Source organism: Kitasatospora sp. NPDC028055, from assembly GCF_040637885.1.
Taxonomy (GTDB): Bacteria; Actinomycetota; Actinomycetes; order Streptomycetales; family Streptomycetaceae; genus Kitasatospora.
Window position 1 is genome coordinate 251,391 of the sequence record NZ_JBEZXE010000003.1, and the last position, 24,986, is coordinate 276,376.

22 protein-coding genes are annotated in these 24,986 nt (G+C 72.8%); 16 read left to right on the forward strand and 6 right to left on the reverse strand.

Features of this window, described 5'->3' with window-relative positions:
- Window positions 1–225: 225 nt before the first annotated feature.
- Window positions 226–390 (reverse strand): hypothetical protein, encoded by a 165-nt coding sequence (locus AB0F71_RS07150; protein ID WP_360229418.1) that lies wholly within the window; start codon window positions 388–390, stop codon window positions 226–228.
- A gap of 291 nt (window positions 391–681) precedes the next feature.
- Here AB0F71_RS07150 and AB0F71_RS07155 point away from each other — a divergent pair, with 291 nt between their 5' ends.
- The 7 genes from AB0F71_RS07155 to AB0F71_RS07185 all read left to right on the forward strand — a co-directional run bounded on the left by AB0F71_RS07155 (window position 682) and on the right by AB0F71_RS07185 (window position 9,756).
- On the forward strand, window positions 682–1,122 hold the full coding sequence (locus AB0F71_RS07155) for a DUF2690 domain-containing protein (RefSeq protein ID WP_360229420.1): 441 nt from the start codon (window positions 682–684) through the stop codon (window positions 1,120–1,122).
- Between the two features lie 127 nt (window positions 1,123–1,249).
- On the forward strand, window positions 1,250–1,987 hold the full coding sequence (locus tag AB0F71_RS07160) for a PIG-L deacetylase family protein (protein WP_360229512.1): 738 nt from the start codon (window positions 1,250–1,252) through the stop codon (window positions 1,985–1,987).
- Window positions 1,988–2,312: 325 nt separating this feature from the next.
- On the forward strand, window positions 2,313–2,819 hold the full coding sequence (locus tag AB0F71_RS07165) for a hypothetical protein (protein ID WP_360229514.1): 507 nt from the start codon (window positions 2,313–2,315) through the stop codon (window positions 2,817–2,819).
- Complete coding sequence (locus AB0F71_RS07170) at window positions 2,819–4,207, forward strand: hypothetical protein (protein WP_360229422.1); 1,389 nt, start codon at window positions 2,819–2,821, stop codon at window positions 4,205–4,207. The genes AB0F71_RS07165 and AB0F71_RS07170 overlap by 1 nt, the downstream gene beginning before the upstream one ends.
- Window positions 4,208–4,215: 8 nt before the next feature.
- Complete coding sequence (locus AB0F71_RS07175; protein WP_360229424.1) at window positions 4,216–5,658, forward strand: VWA domain-containing protein; 1,443 nt, start codon at window positions 4,216–4,218, stop codon at window positions 5,656–5,658.
- 97 nt (window positions 5,659–5,755) lie between these two features.
- Complete coding sequence (locus AB0F71_RS07180) at window positions 5,756–6,871, forward strand: AAA family ATPase (RefSeq protein ID WP_360229426.1); 1,116 nt, start codon at window positions 5,756–5,758, stop codon at window positions 6,869–6,871.
- Complete coding sequence (locus AB0F71_RS07185; RefSeq protein WP_360229428.1) at window positions 6,868–9,756, forward strand: hypothetical protein; 2,889 nt, start codon at window positions 6,868–6,870, stop codon at window positions 9,754–9,756. The genes AB0F71_RS07180 and AB0F71_RS07185 overlap by 4 nt, the downstream gene beginning before the upstream one ends.
- Before the next feature lie 326 nt (window positions 9,757–10,082).
- Here the strand turns inward: AB0F71_RS07185 and AB0F71_RS07190 are convergent, their stop codons facing one another.
- Window positions 10,083–11,171, reverse strand: coding sequence for a zinc-binding alcohol dehydrogenase family protein (locus AB0F71_RS07190; RefSeq protein ID WP_360229430.1), 1,089 nt, complete (start codon window positions 11,169–11,171; stop codon window positions 10,083–10,085).
- A gap of 126 nt (window positions 11,172–11,297) precedes the next feature.
- Here AB0F71_RS07190 and AB0F71_RS07195 point away from each other — a divergent pair, with 126 nt between their 5' ends.
- Window positions 11,298–12,191, forward strand: a complete 894-nt coding sequence (locus AB0F71_RS07195) for a LysR family transcriptional regulator (protein WP_360229432.1) — start codon at window positions 11,298–11,300, stop codon at window positions 12,189–12,191.
- A gap of 125 nt (window positions 12,192–12,316) precedes the next feature.
- Here AB0F71_RS07195 and AB0F71_RS07200 read toward each other — a convergent pair whose 3' ends face one another.
- Window positions 12,317–12,826, reverse strand: coding sequence for a GNAT family N-acetyltransferase (locus AB0F71_RS07200; protein WP_360229434.1), 510 nt, complete (start codon window positions 12,824–12,826; stop codon window positions 12,317–12,319).
- Window positions 12,827–13,283: 457 nt separating this feature from the next.
- Between AB0F71_RS07200 and AB0F71_RS07205 the strand changes: the two genes are divergently transcribed.
- Window positions 13,284–13,880 (forward strand): restriction endonuclease, encoded by a 597-nt coding sequence (locus tag AB0F71_RS07205; protein ID WP_360229436.1) that lies wholly within the window; start codon window positions 13,284–13,286, stop codon window positions 13,878–13,880.
- An 8-nt stretch (window positions 13,881–13,888) separates the two neighbouring features.
- Here AB0F71_RS07205 and AB0F71_RS07210 read toward each other — a convergent pair whose 3' ends face one another.
- Window positions 13,889–14,401, reverse strand: a complete 513-nt coding sequence (locus AB0F71_RS07210) for a hypothetical protein (protein ID WP_360229438.1) — start codon at window positions 14,399–14,401, stop codon at window positions 13,889–13,891.
- 295 nt (window positions 14,402–14,696) lie between these two features.
- Here AB0F71_RS07210 and AB0F71_RS07215 point away from each other — a divergent pair, with 295 nt between their 5' ends.
- Both AB0F71_RS07215 and AB0F71_RS07220 read left to right on the forward strand, forming a co-directional pair.
- Window positions 14,697–15,467, forward strand: coding sequence for a hypothetical protein (locus AB0F71_RS07215; RefSeq protein WP_360229440.1), 771 nt, complete (start codon window positions 14,697–14,699; stop codon window positions 15,465–15,467).
- Window positions 15,464–16,810 (forward strand): nucleotidyl transferase AbiEii/AbiGii toxin family protein, encoded by a 1,347-nt coding sequence (locus AB0F71_RS07220; RefSeq protein ID WP_360229442.1) that lies wholly within the window; start codon window positions 15,464–15,466, stop codon window positions 16,808–16,810. The genes AB0F71_RS07215 and AB0F71_RS07220 overlap by 4 nt, the downstream gene beginning before the upstream one ends.
- 322 nt (window positions 16,811–17,132) lie before the next feature.
- Here the strand turns inward: AB0F71_RS07220 and AB0F71_RS07225 are convergent, their stop codons facing one another.
- Complete coding sequence (locus AB0F71_RS07225; RefSeq protein WP_360229516.1) at window positions 17,133–17,594, reverse strand: DUF2199 domain-containing protein; 462 nt, start codon at window positions 17,592–17,594, stop codon at window positions 17,133–17,135.
- A 548-nt stretch (window positions 17,595–18,142) separates the two neighbouring features.
- Between AB0F71_RS07225 and AB0F71_RS07230 the strand changes: the two genes are divergently transcribed.
- Window positions 18,143–19,684, forward strand: a complete 1,542-nt coding sequence (locus AB0F71_RS07230; RefSeq protein WP_360229444.1) for an alpha/beta hydrolase — start codon at window positions 18,143–18,145, stop codon at window positions 19,682–19,684.
- Between the two features lie 158 nt (window positions 19,685–19,842).
- The gene (locus AB0F71_RS07235; RefSeq protein WP_360229446.1) at window positions 19,843–20,178 is read left to right on the forward strand and encodes a hypothetical protein; all 336 of its coding nucleotides are present in this window, start codon (window positions 19,843–19,845) and stop codon (window positions 20,176–20,178) included.
- 144 nt (window positions 20,179–20,322) lie between these two features.
- Here the strand turns inward: AB0F71_RS07235 and AB0F71_RS07240 are convergent, their stop codons facing one another.
- Entirely contained in the window at window positions 20,323–21,072 is a 750-nt protein-coding gene (locus AB0F71_RS07240) for an FCD domain-containing protein (RefSeq protein WP_360229448.1), read from the reverse strand.
- A gap of 336 nt (window positions 21,073–21,408) precedes the next feature.
- On the opposite strand from AB0F71_RS07240, the gene AB0F71_RS07245 reads away from it, so the two are divergent.
- The 3 genes from AB0F71_RS07245 to AB0F71_RS07255 are packed head-to-tail and all read left to right on the forward strand — an operon-like array spanning window position 21,409 to window position 24,952.
- A complete protein-coding gene (locus tag AB0F71_RS07245; RefSeq protein ID WP_360229518.1) occupies window positions 21,409–22,893 on the forward strand; it encodes an amino acid permease in 1,485 nt (494 codons plus the stop codon).
- Window positions 22,890–24,248 (forward strand): glutamine synthetase family protein, encoded by a 1,359-nt coding sequence (locus AB0F71_RS07250; RefSeq protein WP_360229450.1) that lies wholly within the window; start codon window positions 22,890–22,892, stop codon window positions 24,246–24,248. The genes AB0F71_RS07245 and AB0F71_RS07250 overlap by 4 nt, the downstream gene beginning before the upstream one ends.
- Window positions 24,245–24,952, forward strand: coding sequence for a gamma-glutamyl-gamma-aminobutyrate hydrolase family protein (locus AB0F71_RS07255; protein WP_360229452.1), 708 nt, complete (start codon window positions 24,245–24,247; stop codon window positions 24,950–24,952). Before AB0F71_RS07250 ends, AB0F71_RS07255 begins: the two co-directional genes overlap by 4 nt.
- Window positions 24,953–24,986: the final 34 nt, after the last annotated feature.

Below are 24,986 nucleotides of genomic sequence, written 5' to 3' on the forward strand. Positions count from 1 at the left end.
TCCGGCGCCGGCTTCTCGTGCTTGCCCATGCGGTTTCCCTTCGGTCGCGGAGGGGACACGGTCGGCCGCTCATCCTGGCCCACCCCGGTGCCGCACGGTAGTGGGCGCGCGGGAGCGCCCACGGGGCGCGCGCCACGGCGCCGCGCCCGCCACGGGCCCCTCGTTCGCCCCGGAAGGGGGGTTCCGGCCGGCCCGTTCGGCGTCCCTGTCCGTGGGCTTACGAGATCAGAAGAGGGTGGGCTCGGCCCCGCCGAGCCCCGGAAGGGCGTCCTGCCAGACGACGGCGTCGGCCAGCGGCACCTGCCTCATGCTGCCTTCGCAGAGGATGAGGGAGCGACGGTCCCGCTTGTGGTCATGGATCACGCCGTAGCCGGCACGGCGGGTCGGCATGAGGGCCACCGGCCGTTCGCAGGCCGGGCATTGAACTCTCGGGGCACGCATACGCACAGGTTGCCCGGTACCACTGACATTGACCAGGGTCGCGCGGATGCGGTCAGGGGTCCTACTCGTCCTCTTCCCGTCACCGGCGGCGGACCGGCGTTCCCGCGCGGTCAATGCTGCCGCGCGATGTCCCCGTTCGGGTGAATGCCCGAAGTCCCGTGCTCGGCAAGGGTGGTGTCGGCAGTACTCACAGGGGTGACGAGCAGCCCCTCCCGGTGCTGCCTGCGGAAAGGACGGACAATGCGCGTATCACGTGCGGCCCTTGCCCTGGTTCTCGCGACCGCCACGGCGCTGCTACCGCCCCTGCTGGCGCCCGCCCCGGCGGTTGCCGCCGAGACCTGTCACGGCAACGCCTGCGACGGCCTGAGCCCGAAGGCGACGGGCTGCGCGGCGGACGCGCAGACGATTCCGGGCACCGCGGTCCCTCCGGGACATGCCGAGGCTGTGCACGCGTGGCTGCGCTATTCCAAGAAGTGCCATGCCGTCTGGGCACAGGCCGACCAGTCGAACGGCTGGGGCTTCCGACTGCAGACCAGCAAGGTCTCCTACGACGGGACGACCGTCATGTCGGGTCCGACCTACACCGCCATGAGCGGCGCGGACCAGCGCCACCGCGTCGGCCTCCAGGACGCCGGCGACGGCCAGTGGACGTACGGAGCCTGGCGCACGGGCGGTGTGTGACCACCCGTCCCGAAACCCGCGTCGCGCCAAGACCGGTGGGGCCCGACCGGGTCCAACGCCGCAACCCGGTCGGGAGGATTCCGTGCCGCTGCCCCGCTTGCCCAGTCTGCCCAGTCTGCTCGCCGTGATGGCGCACCCCGACGACGAGTCGCTCGTGGCCGGGGGCGTACTCGCACAGCACGCGGCTGCCGGAGCCCGGACCACCGTCGTCACCGCGACCTGGGCACAAGGGACGCAGCGCGCAGGGGAGTTGGCCGAGGCGGCCCGGCTCCTCGGAGCGGGCGAGCCCCGGCTGCTCGGATGGGCCGACCACCGCGTCCCCGCGTCAGCCCCCGGGCGGCCGCGGCTGTGCGACGCGCCGCTGGACGTGGTGGTCGGACAACTCGTCAGGATCCTGCGCGAGGTACGGCCCGAGATCGTCGTCACGCACGACTCCCACGGCGGACTCACCGGACACCCCGATCACGTGCACACCCACCGCGTCACCCTGCTCGCCGTCCAGGCGGCCGCACTCCGGCATGCCTACCCCGATGCCGGCGCCCCCTGGCAGCCCCGAGCCCTCTACTGCGCGACCCACCCGGACTCCGCCGTCGGCGACCTGGGCCCGCTGCTGACCGGGGTGAGCAAGGCGGTCCTCAGCGTTCCCGACGAGCACATCACCGCGACCGTCGACGTCCGCCCCTGGCTGACCCAGAAATGGTCCGCGGTGCTCGCCCACGCGAGCCAGGTCGGCCGGGAGCGCCCGCTGCCGGGCCTGCTGTCCCGCCTGAGCCCGGACGCCCGAGAACGGATCATCGCCACCGAGTACTTCACCCGCCTCGACATCCGCCCCACGCCGGGAACGCTCCACGGGCTGACACCCTGACCGGGCCGGCCCTGACGCTCCGCCGGGACCGGCCCCAGACGCCCGCCAGCAGGCCCGGACACCCGAACGGGGTTCGGGGCGAGAACCGCGTGACCTCCGCAGAACGCAGCACCGAATCCGCCGAACCACAGCGCTGACCCCCGCAGGTGCGGGGAGGGGCCCTTCGAATTGCAGCGATGGACATCGTGCCACGGGGGCGTGTCTGCGGACAGGGAGAGCGTCCGGCGGGCCCGTTTGTCGGTGGTGACCACTACGTTCATCACCACAAGCGCCGCCGCCATGTTGCGGCGCGCTGTCCCCCCAACCCATTGGAGATGGTGTGCTTCTGCCTGCCTGGGAAGGTTCGAGTACGGTCCGGGTGGTTCCGCCCGCCCGGCCCCGCAAGCTCGCCAAGGTGCCGTTCGTGCAGTTGGCGGACGGTCGGTTGCAGGGTGTCGTGTCCAGCGGCTCGGACATCGGCCGGGTCTACGTGTCGGCCGTCGAGGCCGGTTCCTTCGCGTTCTCGTGCAGCACCAACAACAACCGTCCCTGCGGCGGCGCCCGGGGCAGCTACTGCAAGCACCTGGAGGCGCTGGTCGGCGAGGCCGTGGTGCAGTTCGGCGGCGACCGCGTCGCCCGTTACCTGCGGGTGGACACCGGTACGGCGGAGGCCACCGCCCCGGTCATCACCGGTGCCATGACCGCCACCCGCCCGGCGAAGGCCGCCGAGTCCCCTGCGGCGGCGGTGTTCACCCGGTTCCTGAACCACCTGGAGTACCTGGAGTTCGAGCCGGTGACCACTCCACTGCCGGACATGCACTGGTTCCCGACCATGCGGACGGCGGTGGCGTGATGCGCACCGACCTCCTCCACGCGCCGGTCGACGGCCTCGACGAGGCGCTCGCCGTTGTCGACGCCTTCGACCGGGCGATGTCCGACGGCCTGATGCGGCCTCGGCCCGCCCAGGCGCAGGCGCTGGCCGAGCTCGCTGGGGCCGTCGCGGACTCGCCGCTGGCCGCTCTCGTCGCCGAGGCCGCCGAGAAGGCGGCCGCCGGCACCGCGGACGAGCACCACCTGCTCGCCCTGGCCGCCGCCCGCACCGCTCTGCTCGGCGCGGCCCACGACGCGCTCCACGGCGTGGTGGCCGAGGCGACCGGCCGCCCCACCACCCCGTGGACGGTGCCCGCCGCGGGCCCGGCCGGTTCGTCGAACGTGCTCACCGCCGCCCGCGCCTGGCTGGCGGACCTGGCCCGGGCCGGCTGGCTCGGCATGGACCACGACCTCGTGTCGGCCTCGGCGCAGGTCGTCTCCGCGATGCTCCCGGATCCGCGGCTGCGCCGCTTGGCGGTGCTGCTGGACGGGTTCGCGGGCGAACTCGCCGCGTCCTGCCCGGGAGCGAGCCTGGAACGCGTGCCGGTCCGCCGCTGGGCCGACCTGTGGTCGCGGGCGGTGCTGCTGACGACTCCCGGTGCGGGCACCGTCCCTGACCCGCAGCCGGTCAGCGGACGGCTGCTGCCGCTCGGTGTCGACCTGCACGAGCACGCGACGGCCGCGCAGGCCCAGGTCCATGCCGTGTTCGAGCCGGCGGACGGTTCGGTGCCCCGCCTGGTCCGGGCGTCGGTGTCGGTCCCGAAGCCGGACAGCGTTCTGGGCGCCGGGGTGTGGCAGTTGTTGCGCCCCCGGATGTCGCTCCTCGCGGCGGCGGGGGAGGGCCGCACGATGACGGTGATGGACATGCCGCTCACCGCCGAGGGCGACCTGCTGTGGAGCGACGACCTCGCCCGCACCGCGGCCGAGGCCGACCCGTTCGCCACCGCCCGGGTCGTGCTGCCCACTGCCATGGGCGCGCCGGTCGCGCCACTGGAGCGTCACCCGGTCCGCCTGGCCGAACCGGTCTTCCTGGAGAGCTACACCGCCAGGGAGCAGGACGGGGAGCTGACCTTCGACCTGGCCGGCCACCCGCTCGCCGTCGACACCGACCGCATCCCGGCGGCCGGCCCGCTCACGCCGCAGGCGGTGGCCGCGTCCACCGCGTGCATCGGCTTGCTGCGCTGGGACGCCGGGGCCTTCGTCCTCCAGCCGCTCGCCGTCGAAACCACCGTCAAGCGCCGGACGGTGGGCCTGCACGCCGGTGCGTGGGCGGGCGGCACCACCGACAAGAGCGGCGCCAAGGCCGAGGCCGCCGCCACCGAGACGGTGACCGTGCTGCGCGAGCGCGCCGGCAAGCTGCTGCGGAAGTGACCGGACCCATGACCACCACCACCATCTCCTCCTCCACCACCACCGACGCGAACGGCGTTCCCCTCGCGGACCCCGAGGGGAACCGCCGACAGGTGCTGTACTGGCAGCTGCTGGCGCGCCTGTTCGACCCGGCGGAGCAGCCCGCCCTGGAGACGGCGAGCCTGGCCGTCGTCGAGGACCTGGGCCTGCCTGCGGGCCTGCTGGACCCCCGTACGTCCGTCGATTCGCTCGTCCAGCGCCACCCCGGCCTGGCAGCGGAGTTCGACGGCCTCCTGGCACCCGATGCCGACGTCGATGCCGACGCCCCCGCCGCCCCCGCCGGGGCCCGCGACCGGGCCGCCGAGGTACGGCGCGCGGCCCTGTACTCCAAGATCCTCCTCAACGCCCTCGCCACCGGCTCCGGCACGGTGACCGCGGGCCAGCTCTCCCGCTGGCAGTCCGACGCGGGATGGCTGGAGCGCGCCCTCGGCTGCAAGCCCGGAGAGCTGCGCGCCGGCCGCCACGCCGGCACCGGCATACGCACCGGCACCCCCGGCACTCCGGACCTGTCCACGCTGATCCCCGTGATCGGCCCCGAACTCGCCGCCATCGAGGCCGACCTGGTCAAGCGGATGCGCCTGCGCGAGGTCCTCGCGGACAGCAAGCTCGCCTCCCGCCTGACCCCGAGCATGTCGCTGATCGAGCAGTTGCTGCACGACAAGGGCAACCTCGACGGCACCGCGCTCGCCAACGCCAAGGCCTTGATCCGCCGGTTCGTCGACGAAGTCGCCGAGGTGCTGCGCACCCAGGTCGAGAAGGCCACGGTGGGGGAGCTCGACCGCTCGGTAGCGCCGAAGCGGGTGTGGCGCAACCTCGACCTCAAGCGCACGGTCGAGAAGAACCTCGTCAACTGGAGCCCCGACGACGAGCGGCTCTACGTCGACCGGCTCTACTACCGGCACACCACCCGCAAGACGACTCCGCAGCGCCTGATCGTGGTCGTGGACCAGTCCGGCTCGATGGTCGACTCCATGGTCAACTGCACCATCCTCGCCTCGATCTTCGCCGGCCTGCCCAAGGTCGACGTGCACCTGGTGGCTTACGACACCCGTGCCGTGGACCTCACCCCGTGGGTCCACGACCCGTTCGAGACGCTGCTGCGCACCCAGCTCGGCGGCGGCACCGACGGTACGGTCGCCATGGCCCTCGCCCAGCCGAAGATCGCCGAGCCGAGCAACACCGTCGTCGTGTGGATCTCCGACTTCTACGAGTGGCGCGGCGAGGAGCTGTTCGCGCAGATGGCCGCCGTGCACCGCTCCGGCGCGAAGTTCATCCCGGTCGGCTCGGTCACCAGCTCGGGCCGGGGCAGCGTCAACCCGTGGTTCCGCACGCGGTTCAAGGACCAGGGCACCCCGGTGGTCTCCGGCCACATCAGCAAGCTGGTCCACGAGCTCAAGACCTTCCTCACCTGACCCGGTGCCCCGCGCCGCACCCCACGTCACGCCCGAACCCCCAAACCCCCGAAACCCCCGAATCCCCAACCCCGTGCCGCAGAAAGGCTCCTGCCCGATGTCCGACATGCTCCGCGCCCCCGCCGAGACCAAGTACGCCGACGAGCTGGACTACCTGGAGTCGGTCGACTCCGGCCCGAAGCCGTCCACCTGGCGGCTGTCCCCGAAGATGATCCGCACCTTCGTCCTCGGCTCCGAGCCCTCCGACGGCCTGGAGCGCGAGGTGGCCCAGAAGTGGTTCGGCGAGCGCAGCGTGGTCGAGCGGGCGATCGTCACGCTCGCCTCCGACCGCGGCCTGCTGCTGCTCGGCGACCCCGGTACCGGCAAGAGCTGGCTCGCCGAGCTGCTGGCCGCCGCCGTGTGCCGCAACTCCACCCAGGTCGTGCAGGGCACCGCCGGCACCACCGAGGACCACATCAAGTACTCGTGGAACGTGTCCATGGTGATCGCCAAGGGCCAGTCGCGCGAGTCGATGATCCCCTCGCCGATCATGACCGCGATGGAGACCGGCACGATCGGACGCTTCGAGGAGCTCACCCGCTCCACCAGCGACGTCCAGGACGCGCTGATCTCCATCCTCTCCGAGAAGTACGTGTCGGTGCCCGAGTTGAAGGGCGAGGACGGCACCGTGTTCGCCAAGCCCGGCTTCGCGGTGATCGCCACCGCCAACAGCCGCGACCGCGGCGTCAACGACCTGTCGTCGGCGCTCAAGCGGCGCTTCAACTTCGTCCAGATCCCGGTGGTGACGGACAAGCGGAGCGAGGCGGAGATCGTCCGCTTCCGCACTGAGGAACTGCTGCGCCGCCACCAGATCGAACTGGACGTGCCGCCCACCCTGCTGGACGTACTGCTGCGCTCCTTCGAGGACCTGCGCGCCGTCGCGACGGCGGCGGGCAGCGACGACGAGCGACTGGAGTCGGCCCTGTCCACCGCCGAGCAGATCGGCGTGCTGGAGGACGCCATCCTCCACAGCAACTTCTTCGGCGAGCGCGCGCTCACCGCCCACGCCCTCGGCTCCTCCCTGGTCTCCTCGCTCAGCCGCCGCGCGCCCGAGGACACCAGCATCCTCACCAAGTACCTGGCCAACACCGTCCACCAGCGCAGCGAGCAGGAGGGCGGCGAGTGGCCGCAGTTCCTCGCCGCCGGCCTGGAGACCCTCAAGGCGCTCGCATGAGCCGCGCCACCACCCGGGTGCCCGCCGTCGGCGGGCACCCCAGCCCCGAGACCGTCGAGGCCTTCGACGCGCTTCGCGCCCAACTCGACGCAGCCGCCGCCGAGTTCGCCGACGGGCCGGGCGCCCTGGACGGCATCCTCCACGGCCTGGTGAGCGACGTCGAGCGCGCCCTGCGCGAGCCGCTGGAGATCTTCCCGGTCTGCCACCACTCGCCCGCCTCCGCCACCGCCATGGCCCGCCACCTGCGGGCCCGGCAGCCGAGGACGGTCTTCCTCGAACTGTGCGAGGACATGGCCCCGTTGCTCACCGAGCTGCGCAACTGCCGCCTGCCGGTGGCGGTCCAGGCCTTCGCCACCCGCATCGACGGGTTCCCCGCGGACTGGGCACCGCTGTCCGTCGTCGCGCCGATCACCGAGGCCTCCGCCGAGTACCAGGCCATCGCGTACGCGCTGGAGACGCCCGGCGTGGACCTGGTCCTGGTCGACCGGTCCTCGGACCACGTCTTCCAGTGGCAGGCCCGCCGAAACACCCCCGCCGCCCCGGGCACGACCCCCTCCGGGCCGGGTGCGACCCCCTCCGAGGAGGCCGCACTGCACGGGGACGCGGTCGGCGTCGAACTCGGTGACCTACGGCCTCGCTTCGCCGACCTCGAGCGGCACCTGCTGCGCCACGGCAAGGTGCGGCACTGGTCGGAGTGGTGGCACCAGTACGTCGAGGGGCCGCTCGGCGACGCCGACCACGACACCTACCGGCAGGTCATGTTCCTGATCGGCAGCCTCTTCCGCCGCCTGGCACCCGGCGACGCCGACCGGGTGCGGGTGGACGAGGACCGCGAGCGGTACATGTGGACCCGCATCCGCGAGCACCTGGCCGCCACCGGCGCCGACCCGGCGCAGAGCGTCTACATCTGCGGCGCCTTCCACGCCGCCAGCCGGGTCGAGGAGTTCGGCCTCCACGGCTCCGACACCTTCGTCGTGCCCCCGCGCACCGCCACCGAGTGGCAGTACGGCCTGATCCCCTCCAGCCACACCGCCATCGAGACGCAGTTCGGCCTCGAAGGCGGGGCGGTGTCGATCGCCGCGGCCCAGTGGGAGAAGAACCTCAAGCGCACCCAGGTCCAGCCCTACCGCCTCAAGGGCCAGGCCGGCGCCGGTGCCAAGGCCCCCCGCGCCCGCAAGGCCATCGCCCTCGCCCCCGTCGCCGAGGTCGACAGCACCGACAGCACCGACAGCACCGACAGCACCGACGGCACCGACAGCGCCGACAGGCTGTCCGGGTTCCTGCAGCGCCCGCCCGTCCTGGACCGGCTCGACCAGGAGGAACTGCTCGGCTGGTCCGTGGAGATCGTGCGCGCGGCCCGCCGCAACGGCTACCTCGCCTCCACCGCCGACGCCATCGCCGTCTACGAGACGTCCATCCTCCTCGCCGGCCTGCGCGACCGCGCCCGCCCGACCCCGTACGACTTCCAGGACGCGGCCGTCACCTGCATCGAGAAGGACACCGTGCCCGGCCGGCGCGACGTCCGCCGCCTGGTCGAGATCATGATGGGCGGCGACCGGATCGGCCAGGTCGGCTACGAGTCGCTGCCCCCACTGGCCCGCGACGTCCACGACCGCCTCGCCCCGCTCGGCCTCAACCTCCAGGCCCGCGGTGTCAAGCGCGCGCTGCTGGACATCAAGTCCCAGCCCGACCTGCGAGCCTGCTCCGACGTGCTCTGGATGCTGCGCCACCTGATCCCCGACGCCGCCCGCCCGATCATGGGCGAGCGCACCCTCGGCGACGAACCCAAGCAGGAGTCCTGGGACCTCTCGCTCGGCACCCACCAGCGCGCCCTGATCGAGCTCGGCTACGAGGGCGTCACCCTCGAACAGGTCCTCGAGCAGCGCCTGCGCCGCGAGGCCACCGCCCCGCAGGCCGACGCCGCCGTCGTCCTGCGGACCGTGGAGGACGCCACCCGGTACCTCGGCAGTCGGCGGCTCGCCGACGAACTCGGCGCCCGCGCCCTCCAGGTGCTCACCACCGAGCGCAGCGTCGACGGCGCCCCCGAGGTGCTGCGCCGGGTACGGAGACTGCTGGCCTTCTACCGCACCAGCGAGCCGGTCCTGCCGCGCTGGATCGAACGTTTCGCCGAGGCCGGGTACGCCCACTACTGCGCCCTGCTGCCCACCGCGTTCACCGACGAGACGGCGACGGCGCGCCAGGTCGCGGCGATGCTGAGCTTCCTGTTCAGCATGGAGGGCCTGGCCCTGTCGCTGGGCGGCGACCGCGCCCAACTCGAACTCGCCGTCGCCCGGTCCGACCCGCAGGACCAGTCCAAGCGCGCCCTGCTGTGGGCCGCGCAGGTCCAACTCGGCCACCTCACCCGCCAGGACCTGCGCGAGCGCTGCGACGGACTGCTCGGCAACCCCCTCCTGCTGCCCGCCTACCCGCGCTACCTCAGCGGGCTGCTCCACGCGCTGGAGCCGGTCCCCAGCCTGGTCGACCTCGTCGTCGAGGCCGTCTCCCAGGCCTTCGCCCGCCTGCCCGACCCGGTCCTGCTGCCCTGGCTGCCGACCCTGATCACCACCCTGCGCAGCGGCGGCGCCGAGCTCGCCCCGAAGCTCACCAAGGAAGCCGGACGCATCTTCCCCGGCCGGCTCGCCGAACTGGACACCTGGGTGCCGCCGTGGCTCGCACCGGCGCCCCAGCCGGCCCGGCCCGGCAGCAGCACCGCCGGACGGGGATCCGCCCTGCTCGCGGCACACCCCGCCACCTGCGACGCGCTCGCCGGCCTCCTGGACTGCGACGGGCCCTGGACGGCGCCGCACACCCCGGCGGGTTCGGCGCTGCTCGGCCGGCACCCGGGGACGGCCGGCGCCTTGGCGTCCCTGCTCGGCGCCGCCTGAGCGGAGCGCGAGCGGGCCGCCCGTGCGCCGTGGCCCGTCGGGCCTGTCCTGACACCCGGTCCCGTCCTGACACCCGGTCCTGTCCTGGCACCCGGCCCTGTCCTGACACTCGGTCAGGACAGGGTCGACGGGCGCCTCCAGGGTGGCCGTGGTCATGCGCAGGGCGAGCGCCCCGTCTACCGCGACCCGGAAACCGGCTTCGAGCGGCACATCGTGTCGGCGGCCCCGGACACGGGACGATCCGAGATGGTCGTCCACCACCTCCCCACGCACGTCTCCACCGGACTGCTGCCCGCCGGCCGACTGCCTTCCCCGCTGCGGCCCCGTCAGCAGGCCGATGGCGTGAGGACGGTGCGGTCGAACGGGCCGCCGTGCGAGGCGGCGTACGCGACGGCCTCGTTGACCGCGTCGAGGCCGAAGGACCGGACCCGTTCGGGGGCGAGGTCCAGGGCGCCCGAGGCGAGCAGCCGGATGATGCCGACGTTCGCCGTACGCGGGTACATCCACTGGCCGCGCACGGTGACCGAGTTGCGCATGATCCACGGGTAGGGGAGTGCGAGGTCGTCGCCGCCGAGCATGCCGACGCCGCCCATGAGGACCACACGTCCGTACTCGCGCACGGTCATGGCCGCCGTGCGCGCCACCGAGCTGGGAGCGCTCGGCGGCAGCAGGTCCAGCACCAGGTCGATCGGGCCGTCGCCCGCCGCAGACATCGCGGCGCGGTCGCCGGGCTCGTCCCCGGTGAGTGGCACGGGGCGTACCCGCGGGCCGAACCGGTCGGCGAGGAGGTCGAGCGCGGCCCGGTTGCGGCCGGGGGCGACCACACGGCCCGCCCCCATCGCCAGCGCGAGCGCGACGGCGCTGCTGCCGAGGTTGCCGGTGGCCCCGCTGACCAGCAGCGTCTCACCGGCCGCCAGCCCGCCGGCCAGCAGCCCGCCGTACGGGATGACGTGCACACCGAGCGCGGCCCAGCGGGCCGGGTCGTCCCCGGCCGCCGCGGGCAACGGGAACACGTTCTCCGTCGGGACCCGCATGAGCTCGGCGAACGACCCGTCGTGCAGGTACCGGGCGAGCCGCGCGCCGCCCTCGCCCCGTGAGCTCCAGCCCTGGAGGGTGATGTCGGGCGTCAGCGCGTCGTCCCGCGAGCGCACCGTGCAGTCGCACCACACCAGGTCGCCGACCCGCAGCCGGGTGGCGTCCGGGCCCACCTGGACGACCCGCGCCACGCCGCCGATTCCGGGCACGACGGGAAGCACGAGGGGGTACCTCCGCTCGCCGCCGAACACCTCGGCCGCGTACGGGGCCACGCAGGCGGCGAGCACCCGGACCACCACCTCGCCACCGCGGGCCTCGGGGTCGGGCACCTCCCGCACCGTGAGCGGGGCGCCGAACCGCGTCAGGACTGCTGCTCGCACGAGTCGACCTCCGTGTTCGTCCTTCTGTCTGTGCGTCCGTGCGTTCGTGTTCGTCGGGATCGACCCTAGGAGCCCGACGGGCATGCGGGAAGCGACGATCGAGCATGTGTGGTATGCGTATGCGGCATGGACGTCACCAGCACCGGCCTGCGGGTCCTGCGACAGATCGCGGAGTCCGGCAGCTTCACCGCAGCCGCCGCCCGGCTCGGCTACACGCAGTCGGCGGTCTCCCGCCAGGCCGCCTCCCTCGAACGAAGCGCGGGCACCGCCCTGTTCGAACGCCGCCCCGACGGAGTGCGGCTCACTCCCGCGGGCCTGACCCTGCTGCGCCACGCCCGCACGATCCTGGACAGCCTGACCGCGGCCGAGCGCGACCTCACCGGTACCGCCCCGCAGGCCGAACTGCTGCGGCTCGGACTGTTCCTGAGCGCGGGCGCGGGCATCCTGCCCCCTGCGCTCGCCCGCCTCGCGGCAACCGACCCGCAGATCACCGTCACGACCACCGAGGGCACCACACCCACCCTGGTCCGGGCCCTGCGAGCGGGCTCGATCGACCTCGCCGTGCTGACCTCCCGTCCGCCCCACCGCCCCCTGGACGGCGAGTCGCCGCGCCTGCACGTCGAGACCGTCGCGGACACCGAACTGGTCCTGGCGGCGCCGTCGACGGGGGAGTTCGCCGGCCGCACCGCGGTGCACGTCGACGAACTGCTCGACGCCCGGTGGATCGCCACCCCGGCGTCGAACTCCGAACCACTGCTCGGCGTCTGGCCCGCCCTGCCCGGCCGACCGCGCATCGTCCACGCCGCGCGCGACTGGCTGACGAAGCTCCACCTGGTCGCCGGCGGCTTCGGAGTGACGACGGTGCCCTCCCGGCTCGCGCCGCTCCTTCCGCCCGGGGTGAGCCTGCTGCACGTCGACGGCGCCCCGCCCGAGATCCGCCGGATCCTGGTGGCCCGACTCCCCGGCCGCCCGACCCCGACCGTCACGGCCGTCACCCGAGCCGTCATCGCCACTGCGTAAGCGGGGGTCGAGCAGAGGGCCCGTCTACAGCCCGCTGGCCGAAACCATCGGCTGGCAGAGGTAGTCCCGCCCCGCCTGCGCGTCCACCGCCACCGCCACCGCCACCGCCAGCGCTACGGCTACGGTTACGGCTCCTGCTCGGCCTCGGTGCGGTAGACGCGAAGGCCCCGGCGCTGGTAGTTGACGAGTGCGTTCGGATGGTCGTCGGAGTTGGTGTGCAGCCACACCCTGCGTACGGCCTCCGCCTCCAACGGTTCGGTCGCCCAGGCCTGTTGCAGCGCCAGCGTCAACGCATGTCCGCCGAGCCCCCGGCCGACGTACTCGGGCAGCAGCCCGAAGGTGCGGATCTCCACCTCCCCGCCGGCCAGGGGCTCCAGCGCGGTGATCCCAGCCGTCTCGCCCTCCAACACGATCAGCCAGTACTGACGGTGCGGATGAGTCCGCGCCAACTCCTCCCACTCCCGCTCGGACCGTGTCGCACTGCGCCAGCCGTAGGCCGCACCGACCCGCGCCTGCACCGACCGCACCAGAGCCGACAGCCCCTCCTCCCGCCGCAGCCCCAACGCCGACACAACGCGCCCGGGCCGCAGCTCCCCGAGACCGGTCATCTCCAGATACGTGACAGTCCTACCCATCCCGCCACGCTACCCGGGCCCACCGACACATCGCCCCCGAGCCTCCCGAACCAGCTCAGGCAGCCCACGTTGCCCAGAACGTGCAACCCTTTGGCCAGCGGCTGACCCCCGCGGGTGCGGGGAGGACCCTTCACGACCTGCAGCGATGCAGGGGGTTTGCGGGTTCCTGACCGTCGGCCGGTTGGGCGCTGCACTGCTTCACTCCCCGGTCAGAGGCGTTGGTCGAGGCGCGACGCTATGGCCCGGCGCGATGCGAACCGTGCTCGCAGTGTTCGGTCGTCGGCCGCCGGGATCCGGTCAACTCGGAGCCGTAACCAGCGGAATTCACCTAGTTCGCAGGCGGCCGGGCGGGAGCGGACTCTACGCTCGCACGAACACTGTGGCGCGAAGGGGGAGTGCCGTGGCCCGTGGACCTGTCCGGCGACGCCGGTCGACTGCCGCGCGGAGGGCCCGTCGGGTGCGGCAGGCGCGGGACAACGCGGTGCTGCTGGGCGTGGCGGCCGTGATCGTCCTCGTGCTGCTCTCGGTGGTGGTGCAGTGGCTGGCCCAGCACCTGCTGCTGGTGGCCGTGCTGGTCCTCGCGGGCGCGGGGGCGGGCGTCGCCGTGCTGCGCACGCGCGTCCGGGCGCGACAGCGGGAGCTGGACACGCGGGCGGCGCAGCTGCGCCACATCGGGCCGTTCCTGGCGATGAGCCCGAAGGCGTTCGAGCACGCGTTGGCGGACCTGTGCCGACGGGACGGTTGCACGAAGGTCTCGGTGGTCGGCGGTGCCGGGGACCTCGCGGCGGACGTGCTGGCCACCACCCCGACCGGACAGCGGATCCTGATCCAGGCGAAGCGGTACGGGCCACGGACGTTCGTCGGCTCGCAGGACGTCCAGCGGGTCAACGGCACGTACCGTGACGTGCACCGCTGCGACCTGGCCGCCGTGGTGACGACCAGTTCGTTCACCAAGGCCGCCGCCGCGTTCTGCGCGCGGGTCGGCATCCGCGCCGTCGACCGGCGGGCGCTCGCCCGGTGGGCGGAGGGCACGGGCGGCCCGCCCTGGGCGTGACCCCCGGCTCAGCGCCCGGCCACGGGCACCTGATGCCCCGGCCGCGCGGCCCGGAACCCGACCGCCAGGGCGGCCACGCTCACGGACAACAACGGGACGAGGACGCCGACGGACCGCCCGTTCAGCAGCCCGTGGCAGACCTGGTCGACACCGACGACGGCCACCGAGGCGGTGCCCAACGCGGTGACGATCGCGAGGGCAGGCGCTGTCCGTGTCCCCCGGCGGAGGTGGACGGCGGTGCCGATCCACAGGAAGACGGCGGCCGCCGCGATGCTGAGCACCAGGAAGGCGATGAACCCCGCTGCGAGGGTGTTGAGCTGGGAGGTCTCCACCTCGGCGGCGCCCCACTGTTCGCGCGGCGGCAGGCGGTTGGCGTGACGGGGGCGCGTGACCAGGAGGTACAGGGGCGCGATGCCCCAGAGCCAGGCCCCGGCCTGCGCCAGCCGTACGGGTACGAGCCCGTCGGCGACGAGCCTTGCGGGCAGGGGCCGGCGGTCCGACGGTTCGTGGGTTGCGGTCATGGCGGTCGCTCCGGGGAGGCGGACGGGTGAGGACGGGTAGAGCCTCGTCGGTCCGTCCAGGCCGCCGCATGAGTACGGCTACTCATTCGCGCAGGTCCGGACCCCGAACGGACTGCTGTGACGTCTCCTCAATTGAAAGTCGACCCCGATGGAGTGCCCGGCCCGGCCCACTGGTGCCCACCCTCCTCACCCCTGTCGCCGCCGGCGTGGGGCGGGGCGGGGGCGGTGCGGTGGTCGATGTCACCAAGTCGACCGACAAGGGCCGTTGTCAGAGCCGTTTGGCAGGATGATCCCCATGCTCGCCATCCACCCTGACCAGCGCCTTGACGACCGGCCCGCCCAGCCCGCTCAACTCGCTCTCCCCATCGTCCGGGGCGGCTTCGAGGTGCACCTGACCGTCGGGCACGGCGCCGCCGAGGCGCTGGCCGTGTGGGCCGACGGCCAGGGCTTGAAGTTCACCCACATCCTGCTGGAGCGCGGCGCGTCGCCCTCACAGCCGATGCTCACCCTGCGCGCCGACGGCACGCTGGAGGAGGTCGCCGCGCTGACCGACCGGGTCCGGGGCCGGGTCGAGCGGGCCGGATTCACCGTCCTGCGGGCGAAGATCGAGGCCACGCCGTGGGCGGAGGGCGTCCCGGCCTCGGACGAGGACGCCGCGTCGCACGGGGTCGGGCGCTACTTCGAGCACCACGTCAAGCTGCTGCTACCGGCCCAGGCCCAGGCTCTGCCCCAGACGGCCCAGACCCCAGCAGCCGACCTCGCCCGCTTCGCCGAGCTCACCGCACTGGCCGTCCGGCACGGCGCGCACCTGTCGCGCAACCCGCGCCGGACGCGCGAGGACGGTCGGCGTGAGTGGTTCGTGACCCAGCGGTGCCGCCTGGTCGGCCTGGCCACCGCGGGCCGCCGGCTGGACGCGCTGCTGCGGGACCTCTCCGCCGACGGCCGCGAAGTCTCCTCGGTGGAGCGCGAGTTCGTGGTCGTCGACAGCGACGAGACCCTCGATGCGGGATGGATCACCGAGCCCGGGCACAGTGCCCGGCAGTACGGAGAAGGAGAGCCGACATGACCGAGGGCCAGTCCCAGTCCCCCCACTCCCAGTCCCAGCTCCGGCCCCAGTCGCAACCCCGGCCCGAGTCCCCCGTGACGTGGGAGGACCTGCGGTACGGGCCCTGGCAGGGCGTCCTGCTGCCCAAGCAGCCACCGTCGGAGGAGGTCCGGGAGGACCGGGACCTGCCCAGGAGCATCCGCCCGATCGACGACGAGACGGTGACCCAGCAGCCGGTCTTCGACCCCGCCCTCGCCGGCTACGCCCGCGCCCTCCGGCCCAGCGAACCCGCGTTTACCGACCCCGGACTCGCCGAACGCTGGCTCACCGCGCGGCGCGAGGCGCTCGACACCGTGCTGTCCGCCGTTGCCGACTCGCCGTGGGCCGAACACCTGGTGCTGCGCGGAAGCGTCCTGCTGCGGGCCTGGTTCGGCGAACACGCCCGTGAACCGGGCGACCTGGACTTCGTGGTCCGCCCGGTGGATTGGCAACTGGAGGACGAGCGGACGGAGCGCATGCTCAGCGAACTCGCGACCGCCGCCGAGCGCCTCTCGGGCGAGGTGCGGCTGCACGCGGACCAGGCGCTCAGCGACGAGATCTGGACGTACAGCAGGATCCCCGGGCGGCGGCTCGTCCTGCCGTGGTCGGCGCCGGGCGTCCCGGGCGGGAGCGTCCAACTCGACTTCGTCTTCACCGAGCACCTGCCCGTCCCGCCGCAGCCCTACCGGCTCCCGGGCGTCACCGGACCGCTGCTCGGCGCGACGCCGCAGCTCTCCCTCGCGTGGAAGCTCCTGTGGCTGGTCTCCGACAACCACCCCCAGGGCAAGGACCTCTACGACGCGATCCTGCTCTCTCGCGCCGCCGAGGTCCCCTACGACCTGCTGCGGCAGGTCTTCGTCCAGTCCGACGAGAGCTGGTCGCGTTGGCCGGTCCGCCCGGAGCAGATCAGCGGCCTCGAGGTCGACTGGGACGAATTCGCCAAGGACCACCCGGAGTTCGCCGAACCCGTCGAGGAGTACCCGGCCCAACTGCTCGCCGCGCTCCACCCGACCTTCGCCGACCGCGGCGAGTACGCCCTGCGGGCCCAGTGGCTGGCCCCGCTGATCGAGGAACTGCGGGACGTACTGGCGAGCGAGGGCATGGACGAGGTCCAACAACGCATGTCCCGACGCCACATGCTCCCGGACAACACCCTGGTGATCACGTGCGAACTCCTCGGCGGCGACCTCGACGCCGCCGACCGTGCCGTCGCCGACCACCTCGGCACCGCACCCCACCGGAAGACCCGCCTCCTGGCGGAGGCCGCCTCGCGCTACGCCGTCGAACTCGCGGGCGACGACGGCCGGGCGCGCACCACCGCCTGAGACCGATCGCCCCCGGGCGCACCAATCGTCGTCCTGACCGGGCCGTGCCGCCTCCGGGAGCGTACGAGTGCCGCCTCAGGAGCCATCGGCGACGCGGCTGGGGAGGCGGCCGGGCGGGCAGGCGGCGGCCAGGTCCTCGCGGGTGCCGGAGCGCCGGGGCCGCCCTGACGGGTGGCGTGCTCGTCGTAGCCGGTCAGGAAAGCGGTCAGCCGGTGGAAGGAGTCGCAGCTGACCAGCAGGGGGCGTTGGCCGATGCAGGCGAAGTGCTCGCGCTCGTCCAGCTCCGGGAGCTGCTCGATGGGCTGTCCGTCGGCTGTCGGGGTCAGGAGTTGTTGTCGGCCGGGTGCAGCACGGCCTGGGCGATCTCGCGCACGCGAGCCAAGGTGATTCCGGTCCTCTGCTCGACGGCAAGGGGATGGTCGGTGGGCTCGAGCTCGATGAGGGGGCGCCGACCGACGGGCCTGGTGTGGAGGCGGGTCTTCAGGTTGACGGTGCTGGGCGAGTAGACGGGAAGCTCGGTGGTCAGCCAGCCGAAGTACGGCCTCTCGGATTCACGCCCTGGTGTGTCCCAGAGGTCTGCGGCGCGGGAGAAGTTCTCGCGGCTCAGGGAGACCCAGACACCCCAGGAGAACACGTCGCTGCTGCCGATGACCGGTATCTCGACCAAACCCTTGACGAAGTGGTGCTGCGCTTTGATGACGCACTGATCCGACGAGAGCAGGCAGTCCGGGGCCCCGTCGAAGCTCGGGTCCCAGACGGAGGGGGCCGCTGCCGAGTAGTTCATCGGCAGTTCTGCGTGCTGCGCGCCGCAGCACGAGCAGGTGAATCCGGGATCACTGGTCATGGGCGGAATCCTAATGATCGGATCTGACACCTGTCGGGGCAGGGCACTCGGCCCGCCGGGACCGGCGGCGACCCCGACCCCCCGAGACGGCCTCTCGAGGGGGCAGTCCCGTTCCAGCTTCGAGGCGGATGAGGCCGCAGCTGCCCCACAACCTCCGCCACGGCAAGTGAACGGACTCCGCTGAGGGGCGGTTCACCTGGCCCGGGTCCGTCCGGCAGCGGTTCGGGACCTGTTCGGGGACGGTCCTCGGGCAACGGCCTTCGTGTGGTCGGGTGTTGGGCGTGGGAGTGGGAAGGACGGCGGTCACCGGATCGGGGTCCACCCTGATGGGCGGTTGACGGGAAGTGAGACGCCAGCAGTAGGCGCGGCGTGTCGGTGTACGCCGCAGGTTGGATCATGGGCCCCTCCCCGCGCCGTACGAGATGAGGGTGCGGCGGACCGAAGACTGGAGGTGATCCCGGACACCGACTCCGCACGGAGGAACTGCCATGGCTCTGCAAGGCATACGAACGATTCCCGTACTGACGGCGGGTGTTGCAGCCTCCGTTCTGGCGGCGCTGACTCCCGCGACGGCGTTCGCGGCGGCAGATCCGCTCCAGCAGTACGAGCGGCAGGGCCTCCGTTGGGAGCGCTGCGACGCGCAGCGCCCGGAGGAGTTCGAGTGCGCGAAGGTCAAGGTGCCGCTGGACTACGGCGACCCCGGGGGCAGGCGGATCGACCTCGCGATATCGCGGATCAAGGCGAGCAACGCGAAGGAGCGGCACGGCGTGCTGCTGATCAATCCCGGGGGCCCGGGCGGTCCGGGGCTGACCATGCCCGTGGAGATGCAGCCGCTGTTGCCGGCCGGGGTGAGGGAGCGGTTCGACCTGATCGGGTTCGACCCGCGCGGAGTCGGGCAGAGCTCGCCGATCGGCTGCGACCTGACGGCGGACGAGCAGACCTTCCAACACCCCTACGCGGCGGCGACGTTCGCCAGGGACGTGGCCCGGGCCCGCACGGTGGCCGACAAGTGCTGGGCCAAGGCGGGAGATGTCCTGCCGCACATCACCACCCGCAACACGGCGCGGGACATGGATGTCGTCCGGGCGGCGCTGGGGGAGCGGCGGATCTCCTACTTCGGGCACTCGTACGGCACCTACCTGGGCGCGGTCTACACCCAGATGTTCCCCCGGCGCTCGGACCGGTTCGTCCTCGACAGCGCGCTCGATCCCGCGCTCGCGTGGCGGGGCTCGCTCCGGGGGTGGTCGGCAGGGGCCGAACTCGCCTTCACCCGCTGGACCGAGTGGGCCGCCGCCCGCAGCTCCACGTACGGGCTGGGCAGGACCCCGGGCGAGGTCCGGAAGACGTTCTGGGACCTGATCGCCCACGCCGACCGGACGCCCGTCCCCACGACGGGCGGGGCACTCGACGGGGACGCCATCCGCTCCGGGTACGCCGCGTTCGTCCGGGTGGAGACGGTGACCCCCTGGATCGTCGCGTTGAAGGCCGCCGCCGACGGCGGGGCGCCGGCACCTGCCGGGCCGGCGGAGCCGGGAGCCGCGGCAGCGGGCGAGTCGGCACCGAACCGGCCGAACACGGCGCCGTCGGGGGCGTTCGGAGCGGCGGTTCCGGCGGACAACATCCCCGCCGTCGCGTGGGCCGTCTTCTGCGGCGACACCCGGAACTGGCCGCGCGACCCCGAGCGGTACCGCCGGGACGCGATCCGGGACCGGGCCGAGTACCCGTTGGCCGGCGACCTGGGAGCAGGCATCGTGCCCTGCGCGTTCTGGAAGTCGGCGGCCACCGAGCAGGCGACCGTGGTGGACAACGACGTCAACGCGCTGATCGTGCAGAACCAGTGGGACCCGCAGGCGACCCTGGCGATGGCCCAGGGCATGCGGCGGGCACTGCACGGCGCACGGATGGTCACGGTGGTCGGCGGCGAGGGTCACGGTGTCGTGGTGGCCGGCCCGTCCTGTGCGGACGACAGCGTCACCCGGTACCTGACCACGGGCCGGCTGCCCGCGAAGGACCTGAACTGCGGGGCCTGAACTGCGGGTCCTGAACTGCAGGGCCCGAACAGGCCGCCGACCGTGTCGGCGACGGCACGGCCCCGTACTTCCACGCGGCAGTCCGTGAGTAGGGCACGGGCGGGCTTGAGTACCGGTACTCAAGCCGGGTGCCCGCTCGTTGCGTCGTAATGGCACACATGAACACAGTGACGAACAACCTGGACGCCCGGGACCCGAGGTGGTGGCGCTACCCGACGGCCGCCACCCTCCTGGTCCCGCTCTGCTGGACGGTCTCGCAGGTGGCGATGATCGGCTACTCCCTGTTCAGCTACTGCGCCCTGCACAGCGGATGCGACCAGGGCAGCCGGGACGCCCACCAGCAGGCGGCCCTCGTGCTCGGCTGGGCTCAACTGGTGCTCGCGCTGGGTGCCTGGCCGGGGCCGCGGAGCCGCCGCTGGACGGTCGCCCGCTTCGTCCTCTCCGCGCTCTCCGCGATGTGCGGCGCCGGCAGCGTGGTGGCCCTGACCGTGTGAGCCGACCGGCCGGGCGCCCGGCGACGGCATCAGTCGCCGGTCGGACCCGGCGTTGCCGGCCAGGGGGAGTCCGTCGTACCTGACCTGGGGCGTGCTCGGGGTCGGCGGCGACGCAGAACGGACCCTCGGCTCGACCGGGAGAGGTCAGGCGAGGAAGGCGCGGAGCAGGGAGGCCGTTGCGGCGAGGTGTTCCTCGGTGGCGCGGCGGGCGGCGTCGCCGTCGCCGGCGAGGATCGCGCGGACCATGGCCCGGTGCTGTTCGGCGGCGTGCTCGATGTTGCGGTCCAGCATGGGGATCGCGTTCAGCAGGTCGTTGAGGCGCATCCTGGCCTCGGCGATGGCGGCGGCGAGGGCGGGGGAGCCGGTGAGTTCGCCGATGGCGAGGTGGAAGCGGGAGTCCAGCTGGCGGTACTGCTCCGCCGGGGCCGCGTCCAGTTCGGTGAGCCGGTCCTCCAGGTGGGCGCGCTGTTCGGGGGAGAGGGGGCGCCGGGCGGCGGCCTCGGCGGCGCCGACCTCCAGGACCTGCCGGTAGGTCAGCGCGTCCTCCAGTGCGCCGCCGAGGTCGCGGGCGGCGCGGCGCAGGTCGGCGACGTCCGGTTCGGGCATCCGGTAGGTGACGAAGGTGCCGCCGTAGCGGCCTCTGCGGGGTTCGACGCAGTCGGCCTGCTGGAGCGTGCGGAGCGCCTCGCGCAGGGTTTCGCGGCTGACGCCGAGCCGGGCGGCGAGGTCGCGTTCGGCGGGCAGCCGGTCGCCGGGGCGGAACACGCCGAGCTTGATCGCCTGGAGCAGCCGTTCGACGGTCTCCTCGAAGGCGTTGCCGGTCCGGACCGGGCGCAGGATGGCCCCGGCCTCCCAGTCGAGCCGTGCCTGCTCACGTGTCACATCCACGTCCACGCGGGAATCGTACCTGCGATCGGATCTCCCGCACTCGTTCCCGTCCCGCCCTTGACGTGGCCACCGTCCAGCCGGAACGATGCTGCTCACCCACCCAATGGTCTGACTTTAGACCATTGAAGAGCCGTCCGACCGTCGAAGCCGCCGGGGCGGGTGTGCCACGCCGTCGTGGCCGCGCGCACCCCGGCACACCCTCAACCCCCAGGGGTGCCCATGACCGACGCACGCTCGCCCGACCACCCTGCCGCCGCCGTGTTTCCGCTCGACTCATCCCCCGTTTCCGCCGACGAACAACGCCTCCGCGAGCTGGGCTACACCCAGGAGCTGGCCCGCTCGATGTCGGGCTTCTCCAACTTCGCCGTCTCCTTCTCCATCGTCTCGATCCTGTCCGGCTGCCTGACCCTCTACGGGACGGGGATGAAGACCGGCGGCCCGGCCCTGATCATCTGGGGCTGGCCGGTGGTCGGCCTGCTGACGCTCTGCGTCGGCCTCGCGATGGCCGAGATCTGCTCCAGCTACCCGACGGCCGGCGGGCTCTACTACTGGTCCGCCAAGCTGACCCGCAGCCGGAGCCACGGCCCGGCCTGGAGCTGGTTCACCGGCTGGTTCAACTTCCTCGGCCAGGTCGCGGTGACCGCCAGCGTCGACTACGGCGCCGCCTTCTTCACCAACGCCTTCCTCGACCTGCGCTTCGGCGTCGCGGCCACCCCCGCGCACACCATGGAGATCTTCGCGGTCATCCTGGTGGTGCACGGCCTGCTCAACACCTTCGGGGTGCGGCTGGTCGCCGTCCTCAACAGCGTCTCCGTGTGGTGGCACCTGATCGGCGTCGCGATCATCGTCGGCGCGCTCGCGCTGCTCCCCGAGCGGCACGCCTCCGCCTCCTTCGTGTTCACCGAGTTCGTCAACCAGACCGGCTTCCACAGCCAGTTCTACGTCGCGATGCTCGGCCTGCTGATGGCCCAGTACACCCTCACCGGCTACGACGCCTCCGCGCACATGACCGAGGAGACCCAGGACGCCGCCCGCTCCGGCCCGCGCGGCATCGTCAACGCCATCACCGTCTCGCTGGTGGCCGGCTGGATCCTGCTGCTCGGCATCACCTTCGCGATCCGCGACTACGACGGGGCGCTCAACAGCGACACCCAGGTCCCGCCCGCGCAGATCTTCATCGACGCGATCGGCTCCGGCGGCGCCCAGTTCCTGCTGCTCATCGTGATCGGCGCCCAGTTCTTCTGCGGCATGGCCTCCGTCACCGCCAACTCCCGCATGATCTACGCCTTCTCCCGCGACGGCGCACTGCCCGGCTCCCGGCTCTGGCACCGCATCTCCCCGCGCACCCAGACCCCGACCAACGCGGTCTGGCTGGCCACCGGCGGCGCCCTGCTGCTCGGACTGCCCGCGCTCTGGAACAACACCGCCTACACGGCCGTGACCTCGATCTCCGTGATCGGCCTCTACCTCTCCTACGTCATCCCGGTGTACCTGCGGCTGCGCCAGGGCGAGGACTTCCCGCGCGGCCCCTGGCACCTGGGCCGCTGGAGCCGGCCGATCGGCGTCGTGGCGGTCGTCTGGACGGCGGTGATCACCGTCCTGTTCATGCTGCCCACCGCCAGCCCGATCACCGTCGACAGCTTCAACTACACCCCGGTCGCGGTGGCCGTCGTGGTCGGCTTCGCGGGCATCTGGTGGTTGGCCTCGGCCCGGCACTGGTTCACCGGGCCGCACGTCGGCGCCACGCCGACCGACCTCGGCACCCCGCAAGCCCACGAAGCACCGCCCGCCCCCGACACCCGGGACACCGAACAGGAGACCCGATGACCACCCCCCGACTCACCCTCGACGAGCTGCGCACCCGCGTCGCCGACGGGTCCGTCGACACCGTCGTGCTCGCCATGACCGACATGCAGGGCCGCCTCCAGGGCAAGCGCGTCGCCGCCCAGTACTTCCTCGACGACGTCGTGACCGGCGCCGCCGAGGGCTGCGGCTACCTGCTGGCCGTCGACGTCGACATGAACACCGTCGACGGCTACGAGGTCTCCTCCTGGGAGAACGGCTACGGCGACCTGACGCTGCGCCCCGACCTCGCGACCCTGCGGTCCGTCCCCTGGCACCCGGCCACCGCCATGGTCCAGTGCGACGTCGTCCAGCACGACGGCACCCCGGTCGCCGTCTCCCCGCGCCAGGTCCTCCAGCGCCAGCTCGACCGCCTGGCCGGCTACGGCTGGCAGGCCCAGGCTGCCACCGAGCTGGAGTTCATCGTCTTCCGGGACAGCTACGAACAGGCCTGGGACAAGGACTACACCCGGCTCACCCCGGCCAACCAGTACAACGTCGACTACTCCATCCTCGGCACCGGGCGCATCGAGCCCCTGCTGCGCCGGCTGCGCAACGGCATGGCCGGCGCCGGCCTCACCGTCGAGTCCGCCAAGGGCGAGTGCAACCTCGGCCAGCACGAGATCGCCTTCAAGTACGCCGACGCCCTCACCACCTGCGACAACCACGCCGTCTACAAGACCGGCGCCAAGGAGATCGCCGCCCAGGAGGGCTGCAGCCTCACGTTCATGGCGAAGTACGACGAACGCGAGGGCAACTCCTGCCACATCCACCTGAGCCTGCGCGACGAGCAGGGCGCCCCGGTGTTCGCCGGGGACCGCCCGCACGGCTTCTCCCGCACCATGGAGCACTTCCTCGCCGGCCAGCTCGCGTGTCTCGCCGACTTCGCCCTGCTGTTCGCCCCCACCGTCAACTCCTACAAGCGCTACGTCCCCGGCAGCTTCGCGCCCACCGCCATCGCCTGGGGCCGCGACAACCGCACCTGCGCCCTGCGCGTCGTCGGCCACGGGCAGTCGCTGCGCTTCGAGAACCGCGTCCCCGGCGGGGACGTCAACCCGTACCTCGCGGTGGCCGCCCTGATCGCCGCCGGACTGCACGGCGTCGAGCAACAGCTGGAACTCCAGCCGGAGTTCACCGGCAACGCCTACGCCTCCGACGCGCCCCGGGTGCCCGCCACCCTGCGCGACGCGGTCGACGCCTTCGAGCGCAGCGCCGTCGCCACCGAGGCCTTCGGCAAGGACGTCGTCCGGCACTACACCCACGCCGGACGCACCGAACTGGCCTCCTACGAAAGGGCGGTGACCGACTGGGAGCGGCGCCGCGGATTCGAGCGGCTGTGACCCACGAGGACCGCCGACCGCCCCTGATCGGCATCAGCAGCTACCAGGAGGACGCCGCCTGGTCCGTCTGGAACCAGCGTGCCTCGCTCGTGCCCCAGACGTACGTCGACTCCGTCGTCCGCGCGGGCGGCACCCCCGTGCTGCTGCCGCCCCAGCCCGGCGGGGCCGACCACCTGCTCGACGCCCTCGACGGGCTCGTGCTGGCCGGCGGATCGGACGTCGACCCGGCTCGCTACGCGGCGGCCCCCCACCCGCGCACCGGCCCGCCCCACCGGGCCCGCGACGACTGGGAGAGCCGGCTGCTCCGCGCCGCCCTCGCCCGGGACCTGCCGGTGCTCGGGGTCTGCCGCGGCATGCAGCTGCTCAACGTCGAACTCGGCGGCACCCTCGTCCAGCACCTGCCCGACGACAGCCACCAGATCGTCCCCGCCCGCTTCGTCCGCCACCGGGTCGACGTCGTCGACGGCAGCCGGCTCGCCGCCGTGCTGGGGCCCGCCACCGAGGTCGCCTGCTACCACCACCAGGCCGTCGACCGGATCGGCTCCGGCCTCCGGGCCACCGCGCACAGTGCCGACGGGACGGTCGAGGGGCTCGAACTGACCGGCCACCGCTTCGCCCTGGGCGTCCAGTGGCACCCGGAGACCGATCCGGATGACCTGCGCCTGTTCCACGCGTTGATCAACGCGAGCCGGACCGCAAGCTAGACCGCCAGCCACTACCGTCAGCCCAGAGGGAGAG

What these genes read in the sequence shown, in the direction of transcription:
- AB0F71_RS07225 (WP_360229516.1), bottom strand. Translation starts at nt 17,594, where the DNA reads ATGAACTACTCGGCAGCGGCCCCCTCCGTCTGGGACCCGAGCTTCGAC.
- AB0F71_RS07235 (WP_360229446.1), top strand. Translation starts at nt 19,843, where the DNA reads ATGAACACAGTGACGAACAACCTGGACGCCCGGGACCCGAGGTGGTGG.
- AB0F71_RS07215 (WP_360229440.1), top strand. Translation starts at nt 14,697, where the DNA reads ATGCTCGCCATCCACCCTGACCAGCGCCTTGACGACCGGCCCGCCCAG.
- AB0F71_RS07220 (WP_360229442.1), top strand. Translation starts at nt 15,464, where the DNA reads ATGACCGAGGGCCAGTCCCAGTCCCCCCACTCCCAGTCCCAGCTCCGG.
- AB0F71_RS07195 (WP_360229432.1), top strand. Translation starts at nt 11,298, where the DNA reads ATGGACGTCACCAGCACCGGCCTGCGGGTCCTGCGACAGATCGCGGAG.
- AB0F71_RS07200 (WP_360229434.1), bottom strand. Translation starts at nt 12,826, where the DNA reads ATGGGTAGGACTGTCACGTATCTGGAGATGACCGGTCTCGGGGAGCTG.
- AB0F71_RS07170 (WP_360229422.1), top strand. Translation starts at nt 2,819, where the DNA reads ATGCGCACCGACCTCCTCCACGCGCCGGTCGACGGCCTCGACGAGGCG.
- AB0F71_RS07150 (WP_360229418.1), bottom strand. Translation starts at nt 390, where the DNA reads ATGCCGACCCGCCGTGCCGGCTACGGCGTGATCCATGACCACAAGCGG.
- AB0F71_RS07210 (WP_360229438.1), bottom strand. Translation starts at nt 14,401, where the DNA reads ATGACCGCAACCCACGAACCGTCGGACCGCCGGCCCCTGCCCGCAAGG.
- AB0F71_RS07160 (WP_360229512.1), top strand. Translation starts at nt 1,250, where the DNA reads ATGGCGCACCCCGACGACGAGTCGCTCGTGGCCGGGGGCGTACTCGCA.
- AB0F71_RS07250 (WP_360229450.1), top strand. Translation starts at nt 22,890, where the DNA reads ATGACCACCCCCCGACTCACCCTCGACGAGCTGCGCACCCGCGTCGCC.
- AB0F71_RS07155 (WP_360229420.1), top strand. Translation starts at nt 682, where the DNA reads ATGCGCGTATCACGTGCGGCCCTTGCCCTGGTTCTCGCGACCGCCACG.
- AB0F71_RS07185 (WP_360229428.1), top strand. Translation starts at nt 6,868, where the DNA reads ATGAGCCGCGCCACCACCCGGGTGCCCGCCGTCGGCGGGCACCCCAGC.
- AB0F71_RS07245 (WP_360229518.1), top strand. Translation starts at nt 21,409, where the DNA reads ATGTCGGGCTTCTCCAACTTCGCCGTCTCCTTCTCCATCGTCTCGATC.
- AB0F71_RS07180 (WP_360229426.1), top strand. Translation starts at nt 5,756, where the DNA reads ATGTCCGACATGCTCCGCGCCCCCGCCGAGACCAAGTACGCCGACGAG.
- AB0F71_RS07230 (WP_360229444.1), top strand. Translation starts at nt 18,143, where the DNA reads ATGGCTCTGCAAGGCATACGAACGATTCCCGTACTGACGGCGGGTGTT.
- AB0F71_RS07175 (WP_360229424.1), top strand. Translation starts at nt 4,216, where the DNA reads ATGACCACCACCACCATCTCCTCCTCCACCACCACCGACGCGAACGGC.